The sequence below is a fragment of the Methylobacter arcticus genome, from assembly GCF_050917435.1.
Lineage (GTDB): Bacteria > Pseudomonadota > Gammaproteobacteria > Methylococcales > Methylomonadaceae > Methylobacter_A > Methylobacter_A titanis.
Genome location: NZ_CP159583.1, coordinates 2,640,904 through 2,655,069 on the forward strand (window position 1 = coordinate 2,640,904; position 14,166 = coordinate 2,655,069).

Genomic DNA, 14,166 nt, shown 5'->3' on the forward strand with positions numbered 1-14,166 from the left:
TATGACTTACACAACGCTCATTTCCACACAAACACTCCATCAACAACTTAACAATCCCGATTGGATCATCGTCGACTGCCGCTTCTCATTAGCGGATGCCCAAGCCGGTGCCAAAGCCTACCGGCACGGACACATCCCCCATGCCCGCTATGTCGATCTAAACAAAGGCTTGTCTTCAGCGATAACCGATTTTACCGGCCGTCATCCTTTGCCCGACTTTGCATTATTGGCAAAAAAACTGGGGGACTGGGGCATAACCAACACCAGCCAGGTTGTTGTTTATGACGATGCAGGCGGTGCTTTTGCAGGCCGTTTATGGTGGCTATTGCGTTGCATGGGGCATGACAAGGTTGCCTTATTGGACGGCGGCATCAAGCAATGGCAAAAACAAGGGCTGCCGATCACCACAACCTTGCCCAAAGTTAAGCCCGCCACATTCAGACCGTATCTGAACGAAGCCGCATGGCTTAATGCGGTACAGGTGCAAAACAGCTTGGCCCGAAAAGCCATTTGCCTGATCGATGCCAGAACCTCTGAACGCTATCGCGGCGAACAAGAACCTATCGACCCGGTTGCAGGCCATATTCCCTACGCATTAAACCGGGCCTTTCAATTAAACCTGGACAGCAACGGCTTGTTCTTATCGGCGGAACAATTGCGCGAACAATTTAAACAGCTTATCGGCGCTAGTGCACCCGAACAAGTTGTCCATTATTGCGGCTCCGGCGTCACCGCCTGCCATAACTTATTGGCGATGGAACATGCAGGATTAACCGGATCTAGACTTTATGCGGGATCCTGGAGCGAGTGGATCAGGAATAAAAACCGGGCGGTTGCGAAAGACTGATATTGAGTTAAAACCATGCCTGATACGTCAAAATTATTTTTTGCCTTATGGCCCGATGATGAAAACCGGCAAGCATTGGCGCGCTTGAACCAGTCTATCGCGGCTAAAGGATGCAAATGGGTGCAACCCCATAATCTCCATGTAACACTGGTGTTTTTGGGGCAGGTTGACAAAAATATTGAATCATTGATTAAACAGTCCGTCGACGGTATTACTGCCCAGCCTTTTGAGTTAACTTTCGACAGCTTAAGTTATTGGAGTAGGCCTAAGATTTTATGCCTGACCTGCTTACAACCCGCGCCGAAGAACGCGATGATATTGGCATCGGCGTTGACAGCGGCGGCGGCAAATTGCGGTCTGCAAACGGATACCCGGCCTTATACCCCGCATATTACCCTGGCCCGGCATGCCCGCTATTTGCCGGACGTGAAGATTGAGCCGATAGTCTGGCGCGCCGAGGCGTTTTGTCTGATTGAATCCTGTAGCGAACCGGACGGCATCCGTTATCAGGTGATACAGCAATGGCCTTTTATCAAACCCACTGCTAATCCCGATCAATAACTTTAATCTCGCTGGTGAACCGGCCATACGCGAGGCGGGTTTGAACCATATCGCCTGGCTTAAGTTGTTCGGTAGAGCGGATGATTACCCCGGAAGACGGGTCGAGCGTCATCGCATAACCCCGGTTTAATGTTGCCAACGGACTGACCGCATGCAAGGTCTGACTGGCATTGAATAAGCGCTGATTAAACTGCTCCAATTTATGTCTGGTTGCGCCAATCAGGCGTTGACTCAAATAGGCCTGCCGTTGTTTGTGGCTGTTAATGGTTATCGCGGGATTATGTTGCCATAATTGAGCGACTTTCGCCTCAACAATGCCGTTCATATGACGGAGTTTAGTGTAGATGGCTTGCTTAAGTCTGGCTTCAAGTTCATCCATGCGTCGTACGTTTCCTGCCAGTTTCTGGCCGGGATGTTGCCGTTGCAGACGCTTTATTAGCCAGTCCAAGGTCTGCTGTTTTTGATTCAGCTTGCGTTGCAGTTGCTGTTGCAGCCGCGATTCCAGGTACACGAACCGGGATAGCCATTGCTGCTGATCGGGACTGGCGTATTCTGCGGCCGCCGAGGGTGTTGCCGCGCGCAGGTCGGCGACAAAGTCGGCAATGGTAAAATCGGTTTCGTGCCCGACCGCTGAAATGATCGGAATTTCGCTGGCAAAAATGGCTCTGGCGACCAACTCCTCATTGAACGCCCAAAGATCTTCCAATGACCCGCCGCCCCGTCCGAGAATGATAACGTCGCATTGCTTAAACCGATTGGCGGTGGTTATCGCCTTGGCAATTTCATGTTTGGCGTTATCGCCCTGCACCGCAACCGGATAAATAATCACCGGTATCGCCGGAAAACGTCTTTGTAACACAGCCAATATGTCTCTGATGGCCGCGCCTGATGGAGAGGTTATGACGCCGATTGCTGTTGGTAGCGTAGGCAGGATTTGTTTGTGCGCGGCATCAAACAAGCCTTGTTCGGACAACTTCAGTTTTAATGCATCAAACGCCCTGCGTAAAGCCCCTTCGCCGGCTTCCTCAATATGCTCGACGATCAACTGGTAGTCGCCTCTGGGTTCGTATAGACTGACTTGCGCCCTGACGATGACCTGTTTGCCGTTTTCCGGTTTAAACCCCAGTCGGCGTTGCTGAGTGCGAAACATCGCGCAGCGTACCTGAGCGTTAGCGTCCTTCAGCGTAAAATAAATATGTCCTGATGAAGGTTGTACGGTGTTGGACAACTCACCCTCAACCCATACAGACAGGAAATGCTCGGTAAGCAATTGACTGGTTTCACGGTTAAGCTGGGTAACAGTGATGATATTGCGCTGTATAGCAGTCGATGTGGAGGTTGTAACCATGGTTTTACGTGAACTGAGGATGTGCTTGTTAAGGAAAGCCAATGGCTGCTCACTCATTTTTGTACCTAATTACCCATAAAGAACAGCCAATGTTACAAGAATGTCTATACTGACAGTATCTACCATACGGATGGGATAACGTCATGAAAAACAAAGTTCAATTTCAAAAAGGCTATAGCCTGGGCGAGTTCATGAAAAATTATGGGAGTGAAGGGCAATGCCGAAAAGCCTTGTTTCAGTGGCGCTGGCCTCAAGGCTATGTTTGCCCTGAATGCGGTGGGCAAAGCTACTGCTCCCTGAAAACACGGGTGGTTTATCAGTGCAATCACTGCCACCATCAACATTCCCTCATTAGTGGCACCATTTTTTCTGCGACGAAGCTCCCGTTAACAACTTGGTTTCTCGCGATCCACTTGACCACACAAGCAAAAACTGGCGTTTCTGCCCTTTCACTGCGCCGTCAATTAGGTGTTTCATACAATACCGCCTGGAGCATCAAACAGAAGCTGATGCAAGTAATGAAGGAGCGTGATGATAGTAAGCCGTTATCCGGCGTCATCCAACTGGATGACGTGTATTGGGGCGGCGAACATCGGGGAGGCAAGCGTGGACGGGGTTCACCCAACAAAACACCTTTTGTGGCGGCTGTGTCGGTCAACGAAAAAGGACATCCTATTGCCATGAACATGACTGTGGTCAACGGGTTCCGCTCCAAAGAAATCACTCGTTGGGCGAAGCGCCATCTTAGCACCGACAGTCACGTGGTCTCGGACGGACTGGCCTGTTTTGCCGCTGTTACCAAGGCAGGATGCCAGCATACCAGCATCGTAACCGGTGGAGGCCCTGAATGTGTCTCGCTGGAACCCTTCACTTGGGTCAATACGATGATAGGTAATGTCAAAAGGTCGATTGACAGGACTTATCACGCTATCAATCATAAACACCTTCCGCGCTATTTGGCAGAATTTTGTTATCGCTTCAATCGGCGATTTGTCCTTGAGGATATGCTGCCCCGCCTATGTTACGTTGCAGTCAGAACACCACCTATGCCTATGCGGCTACTGAAGATGGCTGAGGATTATGGGTAATCAGGTTTTTGTATGCTTTCTGGTTGAAGCCGATTGATATAACGCTGGACGGTTAACTCAAATAGAAGAGGTCATTCGGGTAAAAATCGAGGAAGACTATGACTGTCATTCATTCAATCATTCTTTCTGTAAGTTTTCTCGTTGAATCTGCTGCATATAACGTTGAATAATATCTTCAACCGGACGCGCTAGATTGATGAACTTACAGCCTATTTTTTGAATTTTTTGTAATTTGTCAGGGTTAATGATGTACTTGGCACAAATCTCAAAAGAAATCATGCCCTCACCCGCGTCCGAAAGAATAAGCTTACATTGCGCCATAGTTTTACCGGAGCTCATTAATTCAGAAATATCTTTCGATACATTAAGCATTGCAAAACCGGTAAGACTAATATCGTATAACTTAAGGTTAACGGGATCCCTATCTTCTCGTATTAATTGGCAATAACTGGGTTTTGAAAGCGGCGATTTTACCCTGTAATACTCTCTACGCTGCATCCAATAAAGCGACTTAGGAATAGTTATACTGAATGCCATCTCTCCCTTATGGGTGATTTCTTTCAGCTCAACTCCGGCAAAAGAAACCTTAATACCGTTATAATCCGCATCGAATGCAACCTTACCGGCATTAAGTAGCCGTTGGTTTAAATCTTCTTTAGATCCGCAGTCTAGAGTTACGGTATTGTTTTTCCCATCGATTCCGAGCAAGGTCGTGATATAGGACTCACTATTCGTCCCAAAACGAGCACTTAGCAGGCATCTGCTTTTTAATAAGAGCGTTAAATGATGAATTATTTGTTTGGTATTTTGAACCGAAAAAGATGATATGTCGCTCATTGTCACTTTGAATATTCTTTAAGGCCATCATCGAAAATTATAATTTTATTTTCTTTATTAGCAATAACTTATGAGGAATCAGAAAAAAAGCAGCATCACTAGAAAAACTTAGTGTTTCGTTGAGAGCCCTAAATTTTTTAAAATGCTGTTAAATTTAGTGTATTGTAGAATATTTAGTATTCAGGCACAAAGGAAAGAGGTATTCGTGGCGTGGTTTCTTTTATTTTCCGCAGGATTTGCAGAAATAATATTTGCTTTAAGTCTTAAATATAACCAAGGCTTTACCAAGCTTTGGCCCAGCATCATAACGATGGTTTCCGGCGGTTGTAGCTTTTATTTATTGATCATAGCAATTAGAACGCTGCCACTGGGAACGGCTTATGCCGTTTGGACCGGCATGGGCGCAGTCGGTGTGGCAGTATTAGGCATTTTCCTTTTTAAAGAATCTTCTGACTGGTATCGCTTATTGTCAATCACCCTGGTCGTTGCTGGCATTATCGGCCTTAAATTAACGGACAACGCTTAACGTGCTGCACCTTATTTTTCAGTCGCCGATTGACACTGCGGTCTTGGAGCGTATGGATTCCGGCGATGTGGCGGTATTTCTCGAAAACGCAGTTCTGCGGGTATATCAACATAGCAACATAAGTGATGCGTTAGCCAAACAACTTAGCAGTAATCGCCTTTGTGTGCTGTCAGATGACATTGCCGTGCGTGGAATCACTGCTGATGAGTTAGTTAAAGGCATCGAAGCAATAACCTATGCCGAACTGGTTGAATTGACCGTTACTAACCCGATTATTCAGTCATGGACTTGATAGACCAGAATGTGCGCCTGAAGACAACAGACCAAGGTTTTTTGGTGGATCAGGCTGACTGGAATGAAGGGGTCGCTCTGCAACTGGCTGTCTTAAACCATATCAAGCTGAGTGATGAGCACTGGGAAATTATTGTATTTATTCGGCGCTATTATCAGCAATTTAAACATTTGCCCAATGCGCGGGTTTTTACTAAAGCGATTGCCAAGGCATTAGGCGAGGCTAAGGGCAACAGTCGTTATTTGCATAAGTTATTTCCGGACGGCCCTTTAAAATACGCCTGCAAGCTGGCTGGTTTGCCTAAGCCGCCTACCTGTTTGTAGCCCCTAGCCTTGCTTAAACTGGTGAATCAGACGCCGTTCCTTTTTATTCGGCTTATGCTCCCTGCCGCTAAAGTCGAATAACTCCCGCTGCTCACGGTTCTTTATGATTTGTTGCTCACGCTTGGTAAGGCTTTCAGCACTTTCCTCATAGAGCAAAACCGCCTCTTTAGCCGAGCGCCGTTGACCGTTAATAGCGATAATCGTAATGTCCCAGCGATAATTGTCTTTACTGATGGAAAGCATTGCGCCGATTTTGACTTCTTTTCCGGGTTTGCTGCGCTGGTCATTAACATGAACTTTCCCGCCGGCAATAGCCTCCGCGGCCAATTTGCGCGTTTTAAAAAAACGCGCAGTCCATAACCATTTATCCAGGCGGATAGCTTCCAGCTCAGACACTAGACGACTTCATTGCCGTTGTCAGTCCACGCCTTAAATCCCCCAGCCATGCTGACGACATTGTTAAAGCCCATTTTGCTTAATACCTCTGTTGCCAAGGCAGAGCGGCCGCCGGACTGACAATAAACGATGATGTGGGCGTCTTGTTTGTCCTGAAAGTCAGGATGTGAGCCTATCTTGAATTCCAATACGCCTCGAGGTATGTTGAACGCGCCAGGCAAGTGACCTGCGGCATATTCAGCAGGCTCCCTGGCATCCAGGATTAGACTTGTTTCCAGGGAATTTTTTGCAGCATCAATATCGATTTCAACGATATTTTGTTTAGCTTGGGCAACAAGATCCATTGCAGTAAGTATCATAATCATCTCTGAGAAAATAAAAGTTATGTTAGTAATAACTAAGAGTTAGTTTTTATAGGATATTTGAGGCCTTTTCATTCTTAGCGTTAAGATTGGTTTTACAGCGAGGGCTATTTTAGATAAAAAAAATAGTTTTTGTCTTTATTTTAACAACGCACGGCTGGATGAGCACAGTCCCGGAGTCACAAATACAAAAAGAAGTGTCGGGGCGGTCACTGAAGTGATCACCCCGTAATAGGGAATGCTAATTGATGTGTTTTTTTAATTCTCTAGGCAAAGAAAATACCACTTTTTCTTCTATACCTTGAATCTCAATAGTCGATTGTCCGCCCCATTGCTTTAACTGATTGATCACTTCCTGAACCAGGACTTCCGGTGCAGAGGCTCCAGCGGTAACGCCGACCACGGCAATGCCGTCGAACCAGTTTTGCTGCATATCTTTTGCGGTATCGATCAGATAGGACTTTTTACCTAACTGTTGTGCAATTTCACGTAAACGGTTGGAATTGGAGCTGTTCGGCGAGCCGACTACCAAGATAATATCGGCTGTTTTAGCCAGTTCGAAAACCGCATCCTGACGGTTTTGCGTAGCGTAACAGATGTCGTCTTTTTTCTGTTCCTGTATGCCTTTAAAGCGCGCTCTTAAGGCGTCGACCATGATCTTGGTATCGGTCATCGACAAGGTAGTCTGAGTCACATAAGCCAGATCATCCGGGTTTTTTACCACCAGGTTTTTAACGTCTTCCGGCGTTTCTACCAGATAAATGCCGCCCTTGTCGGTACAGCGCTCATATTGCCCCATGGTACCTTCAACTTCCGGATGTCCGGCATGACCGATCAGGATAACTTCACGATCCTCTTTGGCATGTTTGGCGACCTGCAAATGCACCTTGGTAACCAAGGGACAGGTAGCGTCAAAAACCGTTAAATTACGTTCTTTAGCTTCCTTTTGTACCTGCTTGGATACGCCATGGGCGCTGAAAATCAAATAAGAACCAACCGGCACATCGGTTAAATCTTCAATGAAAATAGCGCCTTTTTCTTTAAGTCCGTCAACAACCGTACGGTTGTGAACAACTTCATGACGAACATAAATAGGCGCACCAAAAGCCTCAATGGCTTGGTCGACAATTTCAATAGCCCGGTCGACGCCGGCACAGAATCCACGGGGGTTAGCGAGTATAATTTGCATATCTTGAGTTCTTTGCTAGGTTAATGTGCGGTCATTTTAACCCAAGAGGGTTTCTGAGACGATAATTCCGTCGGTATCAGCATATAAAAAGTGATTTTGCTTGAAATTGATTCCGGCGAAAGTAACCAATAAATCGCGGTCGCCATGATCTTTCTTGTGGCTTTTTAACGGATGCGTATGCAATGCCAGAATACCGATAGGAAGTTGCTTGATGATTGCAGAATCGCGGATGCAGCCATGAATGACAATGCCCTGCCAGCCATTGGCGATAGCGATCCTTGCCAGATCCTCGCCCAGCAGAGCGCAACGGTGGGAGCCGCCGCCATCAACAACCAGCACCCTGTTTTCGACTTTCTCTTCCAGAACCGCTCTGATCAAGACATTATCTTCAAAAACCTTGACTGTGGTGATTTGGCCGCAAAAACCAGCCTGACCGCCATAAGATTTGAGCAACGGCTCGGCAATTTGGAAGTTTTCTTCCTCTGAATGGGCATCGCAAAGATTGGCTGTAGTAAAGGTCATGATTCAAGTCTCAAAAGGATAAAATAAGGCGAAGGGCAAAAGGCAAAGGTAACCCGCAAAAAATAAAACGCTGATGACGCTGATAATTATGATTTAAATAAGATTTTTCATAAATTATCCATATTTAATCATATTCACCTGCGTTCCATTATATTTATTGCGAGCTACCTAAAAGGGCAGAATACTAAAGGTAAGTGGCAAGCTTTTTTAGCCTTTCGTTATTTCAAGTATAACGCGCCAGCAGACCCTTATCACCGCCTATTTCCAGCAGCGGTATTTTCACTTCGTAGCCGCCGCCCGACGCTTCTTCCATCACTTGCCCGAACATGCCTTCCATGCGTTCGACGATAATATCCTGATTGCCTGTCGGCAGTATCAATTCCAGTTTATCGCCGACCGAAAACTTGTTTTTAACATCAATAGTCGCAAGACCGGTTGCCTGATCATAATTTCTGATCTCGCCGCAAAATTGCTGCTGATGGCTTTTGGAATAACCGGTGATATAGTTTTGCTGCTCATGGGTATGGTGGCGTTGATAAAAACCGTCGGTATAACCCCGATTGGCCAAGTTTTCCAAAACCCCGAGCAATTCCGGCTGAAACGCACGCCCCGCCAACGCATCATCAATCGCCTGACGATAGGTTTGTGCCGTACGTGCCGCATAATAATGCGACTTGGTGCGGCCTTCGATCTTAAGGCTGTCTATGCCGATTTCAACCAGTCGCTGCACATGCTCGATGGCTCTTAAGTCTTTTGAATTCATGATGTAGGTGCCATTTTCATCTTCCATGACCGGCAACAACTCGCCTTTACGGCCTTCTTCTTCCAGGAAATACACCTTGTCTGCCAACGGATGTCTTTCCGCACCGCCGCAACTGGCATTGCTGATGTCGGACATGGACAGCACCTCGCCAACAGGCAGATAATCGCCTTCGGCATTTTCTTCGGCGGGCAGCGTGTCGTATTTCCAGCGGCACGAATTGGTGCAAGTGCCCTGGTTAGGATCGCGATGGTTGAAGTACCCGGATAACAAACAGCGTCCCGAATAAGCGATACATAACGCGCCGTGGACGAATACTTCAAGCTCGGTATCAGGGCAGCGCTGGCGAATGTCTTCGATTTCATCCAGCGACAATTCGCGGGACAAAATGACCCGTTCAACGCCCATGCTTTTCCAGAAATTGACCGACGCATAATTGACCGTATTGGCTTGTACCGACAGATGTATCGGCATATCCGGCCACGCTTCCCGCGCCATCATAATCAGACCCGGATCGGCCATAATCAGGGCATCCGGCTGCATCGCAATAATCGGAGTAAGATCCTTAACAAAGGTTTTAATCTTGGCATTATGCGGAATCACATTGGTCGCCAGGAAAAACTTTTTGCCTAGTTGGTGCGCCTCATTGATGCCCTTGGCCAGATTATCTTCAAGAAAATCATTGTTGCGCACCCGCAGACTATAACGCGGCAATCCTGCATAAACGGCATCGGCGCCGTAGGCAAAAGCATAACGCATGTTTTTAAGCGTTCCTGCAGGAGAAAGTAATTCGACTTGTTTCACGCAGGGCTGTCCTGCCCTGCGCCCTTCGGGTAAATGCGAATCCGCTCCCGGCGGATTGGTCACGCCGGGCTGTCCTGCCCTGCGCCCTTCGGGTAAATGCAAATCCGCTCCCGGCGGATTGGTCACGTCAGTCTGTTCTGCCTGACGCCCTTCGGGTAAATGTAAATTGGTTTCAGACATATTTGTCATATTGAGTAGGTCAATAATCCAGGTAGCGGTATTCTATCGTAACCGGCTTAGGCAAGCCAAAAACGGGAGAAATGCGATGTGGATAGTGTTGTTTATAGTCATAGTGCTGTTTGTTTTGGGCAGCGCATTGATGCTGTTGCGCTCAGCTAAAATACCGAAAATTCCTGATAAGGTAAAGGCGCAACCTTATGAAGATGATGATGAATAACTCGGAGTACAGGCTTTGCCTGTGCGCAAGCAGAGCTTGCACTCCAGCTACTCACAATGTCGCCATACTGGAGTACAAGACTGGCCTTGTCTGAGTAAATTATCCAAAGCCAGCTTTGGACTCCGGAACCACATCATACGGCCTTAAGCCAAAAGTGCATTACCACCACTTTACTCAAAAAAGCCGTATAAATACATATCCTCATCCTCGCCTTCCAGGATGAATTTTACATCGTCATCGGAAATCTCCACATCCAGCGGGTAAGGCTCGGCGGCATCGTCAAAATAATCGGACTTGATATAAAATTCGTCATCGCCCTCTTTCACCAGAACGACCGAATAACACGCGTTATCTTCGCTTTGATCGATATTTCTTAAGCTAAAGCTGATGCTGTTGCCATCGGCGGCAACGACAGGGCTTTGCTCTGTTTGCTCATATTCGCAGGCTATATCTTCGTCTTCGATGAATACATAGGTCATGGAAAAATGCTTTAAGCGACTAAAATCTACCGACATTACTTTACCTCCAACATGTTATCCAACGCTTTTTTGGCGTACTTTGCTACGTCCACAGGCACAGAAATCCGGTTAACCACATGCCCTGCGGCCAGGTTTTCCAGCACCCAGGCCAAATGTTGCGGGTCGGTCCTGAACATGGTCGAACACATGCACAAGGTAGGCGACATGAAATGGACGTTTTTACCCTGCGCCTTACACTCTTCGTGCAGGCGGTTGACCAGATTGAGTTCCGTCGCCACCAGCCAGCGGGTGTCCGGTTCGGCTTCGCGCACCGTTGTTAAAATATACTCGGTGGAACCGATGTAATCCGATTTCTGGCATACCTCAAACGAGGCTTCCGGGTGCGCAATGACTTTGGTTTCAGGGAAGCGCTTCAAAAATTCATCAATCTGTTCCGGCTTGAATACCTGATGCACTGAGCAAAAACCGTTCCAAAGGATGATTTTGGCATTGCGGATTTTCTCCTCGGTCAAGCCGCCCATCGGCTTGGTGAAATCCCAGGTGACCATTTCTTCCAACGGTATGCCCATGCCATAACCGGTATTGCGTCCCAGATGCTGGTCGGGAAAAAACAGCACTTTCGGTTTTTTGGCAAAGCTCCATTCCAATATTTTCTGGGCGTTGGACGAGGTACAGACGATGCCGTCATGCTTGCCGCAAAAGGCTTTAAGGTCGGCCGCCGAGTTGATATAGGTAATCGGGGTGATTTCGGCTTCCACATCGATAACCTGCGCCAATTCATCCCAGCACTTTTGCACCTTGATCAGATTAGCCATATCGGCCATCGAACAACCTGCCGCCATATCCGGCAAGATGGCAATCTGCTCCGGACGGGACAATATATCGGCAACTTCGGCCATAAAATGCACGCCGCAAAATACGATGTATTCGGCATCGGATTTCGCCGCATCCCTGGACAGTTTTAGCGAATCGCCGGAAAAATCGGCATGCTTGAACACTTCATCGCGCTGATAATGATGCCCGAGCACCACGCAACGGCGGCCAAGCTTGGCTTTGGCGGCGATAATTTTGGCATCGCATTCCTCATCGCTGAGTAAGGCGTAATCTTGAATCGGAAAGGGGGTATTGGTCATAAGTGATGCTCCTCTAGGGCGAATGACTTCGGTAAGATTTGTTTACCACCAAGAGTGTATCCTTCGTGGTAAACAATACAAAAATAAGTAGCCTTAATCCTGCTTAGCTTTTTCTTTTCCCGCTGGCTTAATCAAGCGAATACCCAGCTCTTTCAATTGCTCATCCGTCACTACCGCCGGTGCGCTGACTAAAGGACAAGCCGCCGATTGCGTCTTAGGAAAAGCGATTACGTCACGGATAGAACTCGATCCAGTCATCAGCATCACTAAGCGATCAAGGCCGAAAGCAAGGCCGCCATGCGGAGGTGCGCCGTATTTCAATGCATCCAACAGGAAGCCGAATTTTTCCCTGGCTTCGTCTTCGCCGATGCCCAAAATTTCAAATACGGTTTGTTGCATGGGCGTACGATTGATGCGAATTGAACCGCCGCCGACTTCGGTGCCGTTCAACACCAAATCGTAAGCGCGTGACAAGGCTGTGCCCGGATTGGCTACCAACTCTTCAACCGAGCAACTAGGTGCGGTGAACGGGTGGTGGATCGCATTCCAACGCTGACTTTTCTCATCCCAGTCGAACATCGGGAAGTCGATCACCCAAACCGGCTTCCACTCGCCTTCAATCAAATTAAGATCATGTCCCAGTTTGACCCGCAACGCGCCCATTGCTTCATTCACGATATTGGCTTTATCCGCGCCGAAGAAGATTAAATCGCCGTTTTGTGCGCCGGTTTTGGCCAACACACTGTCCCACACTTCAGCAGGCGCGAATTTAACGATAGGCGATTGCAAACCGTCGACACCGGCGGCAAGATCGTTAACTTTGATATAAGCCAAACCGCGTGCACCGTAAATGCTGACATACTTGGTCAGCGCATCAATGTCTTTGCGGCTTAAATCGCCTGCATTCGGTACGCGCATCGCCACGACGCGGCCTTTCGGGTCGTTGGCCGGTGCCGAGAAGACTTTGAAATCGACGTCTTTCATGTCCTCGGCAATATCGACCAATTCCAGCGGAATCCGCAAATCGGGCCTATCGACGCCGTAACGCGATATCGACTCCTGATGAGTTATGCGCGGAAATTTGTCGCCCAGATTCACGCCGATCACTTTAATGAACAACTGCCGGATCATTTCCTCCATGATATGCATGATCTCGTTTTCATTCATGAACGAGGTTTCGATATCCAACTGGGTGAATTCAGGCTGACGGTCGGCGCGCAAATCTTCATCGCGGAAACAACGCACGACTTGATAATAGCGATCCATGCCCGCCACCATTAACATCTGCTTGTACAATTGCGGCGATTGCGGCAGCGCAAAAAACGAGTTTTCGTGGGTGCGGCTCGGCACGATGTAATCGCGCGCGCCTTCGGGTGTGGCTTTGGTTAAGTAAGGCGTTTCAATCTCGAAAAACTCGTTGTCATCGAGAAAGTTCCGTAAAACCCGCGTCACATCGCGGCGCACTTTCATCTTTTCCTGCATCACGGTGCGGCGCAAGTCGATATAACGATAGCGCAGGCGCAGCTCTTCGTTAACTTCGATCTCGCTTTCCACCGGGAACGGCGGGGTTTCCGATTCATTCAGGACTTCGATGTCCTTAGCCAGTATTTCAATCGCACCGGAATGCATATTGGCATTAACCGTGCCTTCGGGACGGTGGCGAACCAATCCGGTAATTCTTAATACATATTCACTGCGGACGCTTTCAGCAATCGCGAAAATATCAGCCATGTCGGGATCAACCACGACTTGCACTAAGCCGGCGCGGTCTCTGAGGTCGATAAAAATAACGCCGCCGTGGTCGCGGCGTCTATGTACCCAACCGCAGATTGAAACCGTTTCGTCCAGCTGTTGTGTGTTTAATACTCCGCACATGTGAGTACGCATAAATTTTCCCTGTTGATTTGATTAAGATGAAAAGCGGAAAGCGAAAGGCAAAAAACGTCTTCGCCTTGAGTCTTTCGCCTTTTGCCTGTTTTTTATTTGCTGCTTCCAGCCGGACTGCTACCGGTGGACGATGGGGAACTAGTACTGCTCGCCTCGCCCGCTATATTTTTTTTGGTGCCGCTCTTAAAATCAGTTTCGTACCAGCCGCTGCCCTTTAATCGGAATCCCGCCGCAGAAATCTTCTTCATTAATTCCGGCTTGCTACAGGCTGGGCAGGTAATGAGAGGCTCGGCGCTGAGTTTTTGTAGCGCTTCGTGCTCATGACCGCATGACTGACATTGGTACTCGTATATTGGCATTTACCGCTCCGATAACAAAAAATAATAGCTACGATAAGTGCTATGTTTAGTTTTTC

The 14,166-nt window shown here is 47.9% G+C and carries 18 protein-coding genes; 7 read left to right on the forward strand and 11 right to left on the reverse strand.

Annotation, left to right across the window (positions count from 1 at the left end):
• Position 1 precedes the first annotated feature (1 nt).
• Both ABXJ76_RS12555 and thpR read left to right on the forward strand, forming a co-directional pair.
• Entirely contained in the window at positions 2-847 is an 846-nt protein-coding gene (locus tag ABXJ76_RS12555; protein ID WP_432740929.1) for a sulfurtransferase, read from the forward strand.
• Between the two features lie 15 nt (positions 848-862).
• Positions 863-1,408 (forward strand): RNA 2',3'-cyclic phosphodiesterase, encoded by a 546-nt coding sequence (thpR, locus tag ABXJ76_RS12560; protein WP_432740930.1) that lies wholly within the window; start codon positions 863-865, stop codon positions 1,406-1,408.
• On the opposite strand, the gene xseA is transcribed toward thpR, so the two are convergent.
• Positions 1,392-2,756 (reverse strand): exodeoxyribonuclease VII large subunit, encoded by a 1,365-nt coding sequence (gene xseA, locus ABXJ76_RS12565; protein ID WP_432746515.1) that lies wholly within the window; start codon positions 2,754-2,756, stop codon positions 1,392-1,394. The two genes, thpR and xseA, sit on opposite strands and share 17 nt — an antisense overlap.
• A 143-nt stretch (positions 2,757-2,899) precedes the next feature.
• Here xseA and ABXJ76_RS12570 point away from each other — a divergent pair, with 143 nt between their 5' ends.
• Positions 2,900-3,844: an IS1595 family transposase gene (locus tag ABXJ76_RS12570; protein WP_432740931.1), complete on the forward strand. Its 945-nt coding sequence runs from the start codon at positions 2,900-2,902 to the stop codon at positions 3,842-3,844.
• A 117-nt stretch (positions 3,845-3,961) separates the two neighbouring features.
• Here ABXJ76_RS12570 and ABXJ76_RS12575 read toward each other — a convergent pair whose 3' ends face one another.
• On the reverse strand, positions 3,962-4,681 hold the full coding sequence (locus ABXJ76_RS12575; protein WP_432740933.1) for a flagellar brake protein: 720 nt from the start codon (positions 4,679-4,681) through the stop codon (positions 3,962-3,964).
• A gap of 205 nt (positions 4,682-4,886) precedes the next feature.
• Between ABXJ76_RS12575 and ABXJ76_RS12580 the strand changes: the two genes are divergently transcribed.
• The 3 genes from ABXJ76_RS12580 to ABXJ76_RS12590 are packed head-to-tail and all read left to right on the forward strand — an operon-like array spanning position 4,887 to position 5,822.
• A complete protein-coding gene (locus tag ABXJ76_RS12580; RefSeq protein WP_432746516.1) occupies positions 4,887-5,207 on the forward strand; it encodes a DMT family transporter in 321 nt (106 codons plus the stop codon).
• Position 5,208: 1 nt separating this feature from the next.
• Complete coding sequence (gene tusB, locus ABXJ76_RS12585; RefSeq protein WP_432740934.1) at positions 5,209-5,499, forward strand: sulfurtransferase complex subunit TusB; 291 nt, start codon at positions 5,209-5,211, stop codon at positions 5,497-5,499.
• On the forward strand, positions 5,490-5,822 hold the full coding sequence (locus ABXJ76_RS12590; RefSeq protein WP_432740935.1) for a TusE/DsrC/DsvC family sulfur relay protein: 333 nt from the start codon (positions 5,490-5,492) through the stop codon (positions 5,820-5,822). Before tusB ends, ABXJ76_RS12590 begins: the two co-directional genes overlap by 10 nt.
• 3 nt (positions 5,823-5,825) lie before the next feature.
• Here the strand turns inward: ABXJ76_RS12590 and ABXJ76_RS12595 are convergent, their stop codons facing one another.
• The 5 genes from ABXJ76_RS12595 to yegQ form a co-directional block, all read right to left on the reverse strand.
• Positions 5,826-6,218 (reverse strand): RNA-binding S4 domain-containing protein, encoded by a 393-nt coding sequence (locus ABXJ76_RS12595; RefSeq protein ID WP_432740937.1) that lies wholly within the window; start codon positions 6,216-6,218, stop codon positions 5,826-5,828.
• Positions 6,218-6,577: a rhodanese-like domain-containing protein gene (locus ABXJ76_RS12600; protein WP_432740938.1), complete on the reverse strand. Its 360-nt coding sequence runs from the start codon at positions 6,575-6,577 to the stop codon at positions 6,218-6,220. The genes ABXJ76_RS12595 and ABXJ76_RS12600 overlap by 1 nt, the downstream gene beginning before the upstream one ends.
• 244 nt (positions 6,578-6,821) lie before the next feature.
• The gene (gene ispH, locus ABXJ76_RS12605; protein WP_432740939.1) at positions 6,822-7,769 is read right to left on the reverse strand and encodes a 4-hydroxy-3-methylbut-2-enyl diphosphate reductase; all 948 of its coding nucleotides are present in this window, start codon (positions 7,767-7,769) and stop codon (positions 6,822-6,824) included.
• Between the two features lie 36 nt (positions 7,770-7,805).
• Entirely contained in the window at positions 7,806-8,291 is a 486-nt protein-coding gene (rraA, locus tag ABXJ76_RS12610) for a ribonuclease E activity regulator RraA (RefSeq protein WP_432740940.1), read from the reverse strand.
• A gap of 223 nt (positions 8,292-8,514) precedes the next feature.
• Complete coding sequence (yegQ, locus tag ABXJ76_RS12615; protein ID WP_432746517.1) at positions 8,515-9,855, reverse strand: tRNA 5-hydroxyuridine modification protein YegQ; 1,341 nt, start codon at positions 9,853-9,855, stop codon at positions 8,515-8,517.
• Between the two features lie 265 nt (positions 9,856-10,120).
• Between yegQ and ABXJ76_RS12620 the strand changes: the two genes are divergently transcribed.
• Complete coding sequence (locus tag ABXJ76_RS12620; protein WP_432740942.1) at positions 10,121-10,252, forward strand: hypothetical protein; 132 nt, start codon at positions 10,121-10,123, stop codon at positions 10,250-10,252.
• A gap of 170 nt (positions 10,253-10,422) precedes the next feature.
• Here ABXJ76_RS12620 and ABXJ76_RS12625 read toward each other — a convergent pair whose 3' ends face one another.
• The 4 genes from ABXJ76_RS12625 to ABXJ76_RS12640 all read right to left on the reverse strand — a co-directional run bounded on the left by ABXJ76_RS12625 (position 10,423) and on the right by ABXJ76_RS12640 (position 14,110).
• Positions 10,423-10,767: a hypothetical protein gene (locus ABXJ76_RS12625; RefSeq protein WP_432740944.1), complete on the reverse strand. Its 345-nt coding sequence runs from the start codon at positions 10,765-10,767 to the stop codon at positions 10,423-10,425.
• Positions 10,767-11,864 (reverse strand): quinolinate synthase NadA, encoded by a 1,098-nt coding sequence (gene nadA / locus ABXJ76_RS12630; protein ID WP_432740946.1) that lies wholly within the window; start codon positions 11,862-11,864, stop codon positions 10,767-10,769. The genes ABXJ76_RS12625 and nadA overlap by 1 nt, the downstream gene beginning before the upstream one ends.
• Before the next feature lie 93 nt (positions 11,865-11,957).
• Positions 11,958-13,751: an aspartate--tRNA ligase gene (gene aspS / locus ABXJ76_RS12635; protein WP_432740948.1), complete on the reverse strand. Its 1,794-nt coding sequence runs from the start codon at positions 13,749-13,751 to the stop codon at positions 11,958-11,960.
• 92 nt (positions 13,752-13,843) lie between these two features.
• The gene (locus tag ABXJ76_RS12640) at positions 13,844-14,110 is read right to left on the reverse strand and encodes an FmdB family zinc ribbon protein (RefSeq protein ID WP_432740949.1); all 267 of its coding nucleotides are present in this window, start codon (positions 14,108-14,110) and stop codon (positions 13,844-13,846) included.
• Positions 14,111-14,166 lie beyond the last annotated feature (56 nt).

Excerpts from the sequence above, each read along its gene's own strand:
- ABXJ76_RS12555 (WP_432740929.1), top strand. The coding sequence starts at position 2 with ATGACTTACACAACGCTCATTTCCACACAAACACTCCATCAACAACTT.
- thpR (WP_432740930.1), top strand. The coding sequence starts at position 863 with ATGCCTGATACGTCAAAATTATTTTTTGCCTTATGGCCCGATGATGAA.
- xseA (WP_432746515.1), bottom strand. The coding sequence starts at position 2,756 with ATGGTTACAACCTCCACATCGACTGCTATACAGCGCAATATCATCACT.
- ABXJ76_RS12570 (WP_432740931.1), top strand. The coding sequence starts at position 2,900 with ATGAAAAACAAAGTTCAATTTCAAAAAGGCTATAGCCTGGGCGAGTTC.
- ABXJ76_RS12575 (WP_432740933.1), bottom strand. The coding sequence starts at position 4,681 with ATGAGCGACATATCATCTTTTTCGGTTCAAAATACCAAACAAATAATT.
- ABXJ76_RS12590 (WP_432740935.1), top strand. The coding sequence starts at position 5,490 with ATGGACTTGATAGACCAGAATGTGCGCCTGAAGACAACAGACCAAGGT.
- ABXJ76_RS12600 (WP_432740938.1), bottom strand. The coding sequence starts at position 6,577 with ATGATACTTACTGCAATGGATCTTGTTGCCCAAGCTAAACAAAATATC.
- ispH (WP_432740939.1), bottom strand. The coding sequence starts at position 7,769 with ATGCAAATTATACTCGCTAACCCCCGTGGATTCTGTGCCGGCGTCGAC.
- rraA (WP_432740940.1), bottom strand. The coding sequence starts at position 8,291 with ATGACCTTTACTACAGCCAATCTTTGCGATGCCCATTCAGAGGAAGAA.
- ABXJ76_RS12620 (WP_432740942.1), top strand. The coding sequence starts at position 10,121 with ATGTGGATAGTGTTGTTTATAGTCATAGTGCTGTTTGTTTTGGGCAGC.
- ABXJ76_RS12625 (WP_432740944.1), bottom strand. The coding sequence starts at position 10,767 with ATGTCGGTAGATTTTAGTCGCTTAAAGCATTTTTCCATGACCTATGTA.
- nadA (WP_432740946.1), bottom strand. The coding sequence starts at position 11,864 with ATGACCAATACCCCCTTTCCGATTCAAGATTACGCCTTACTCAGCGAT.
- aspS (WP_432740948.1), bottom strand. The coding sequence starts at position 13,751 with ATGCGTACTCACATGTGCGGAGTATTAAACACACAACAGCTGGACGAA.
- ABXJ76_RS12640 (WP_432740949.1), bottom strand. The coding sequence starts at position 14,110 with ATGCCAATATACGAGTACCAATGTCAGTCATGCGGTCATGAGCACGAA.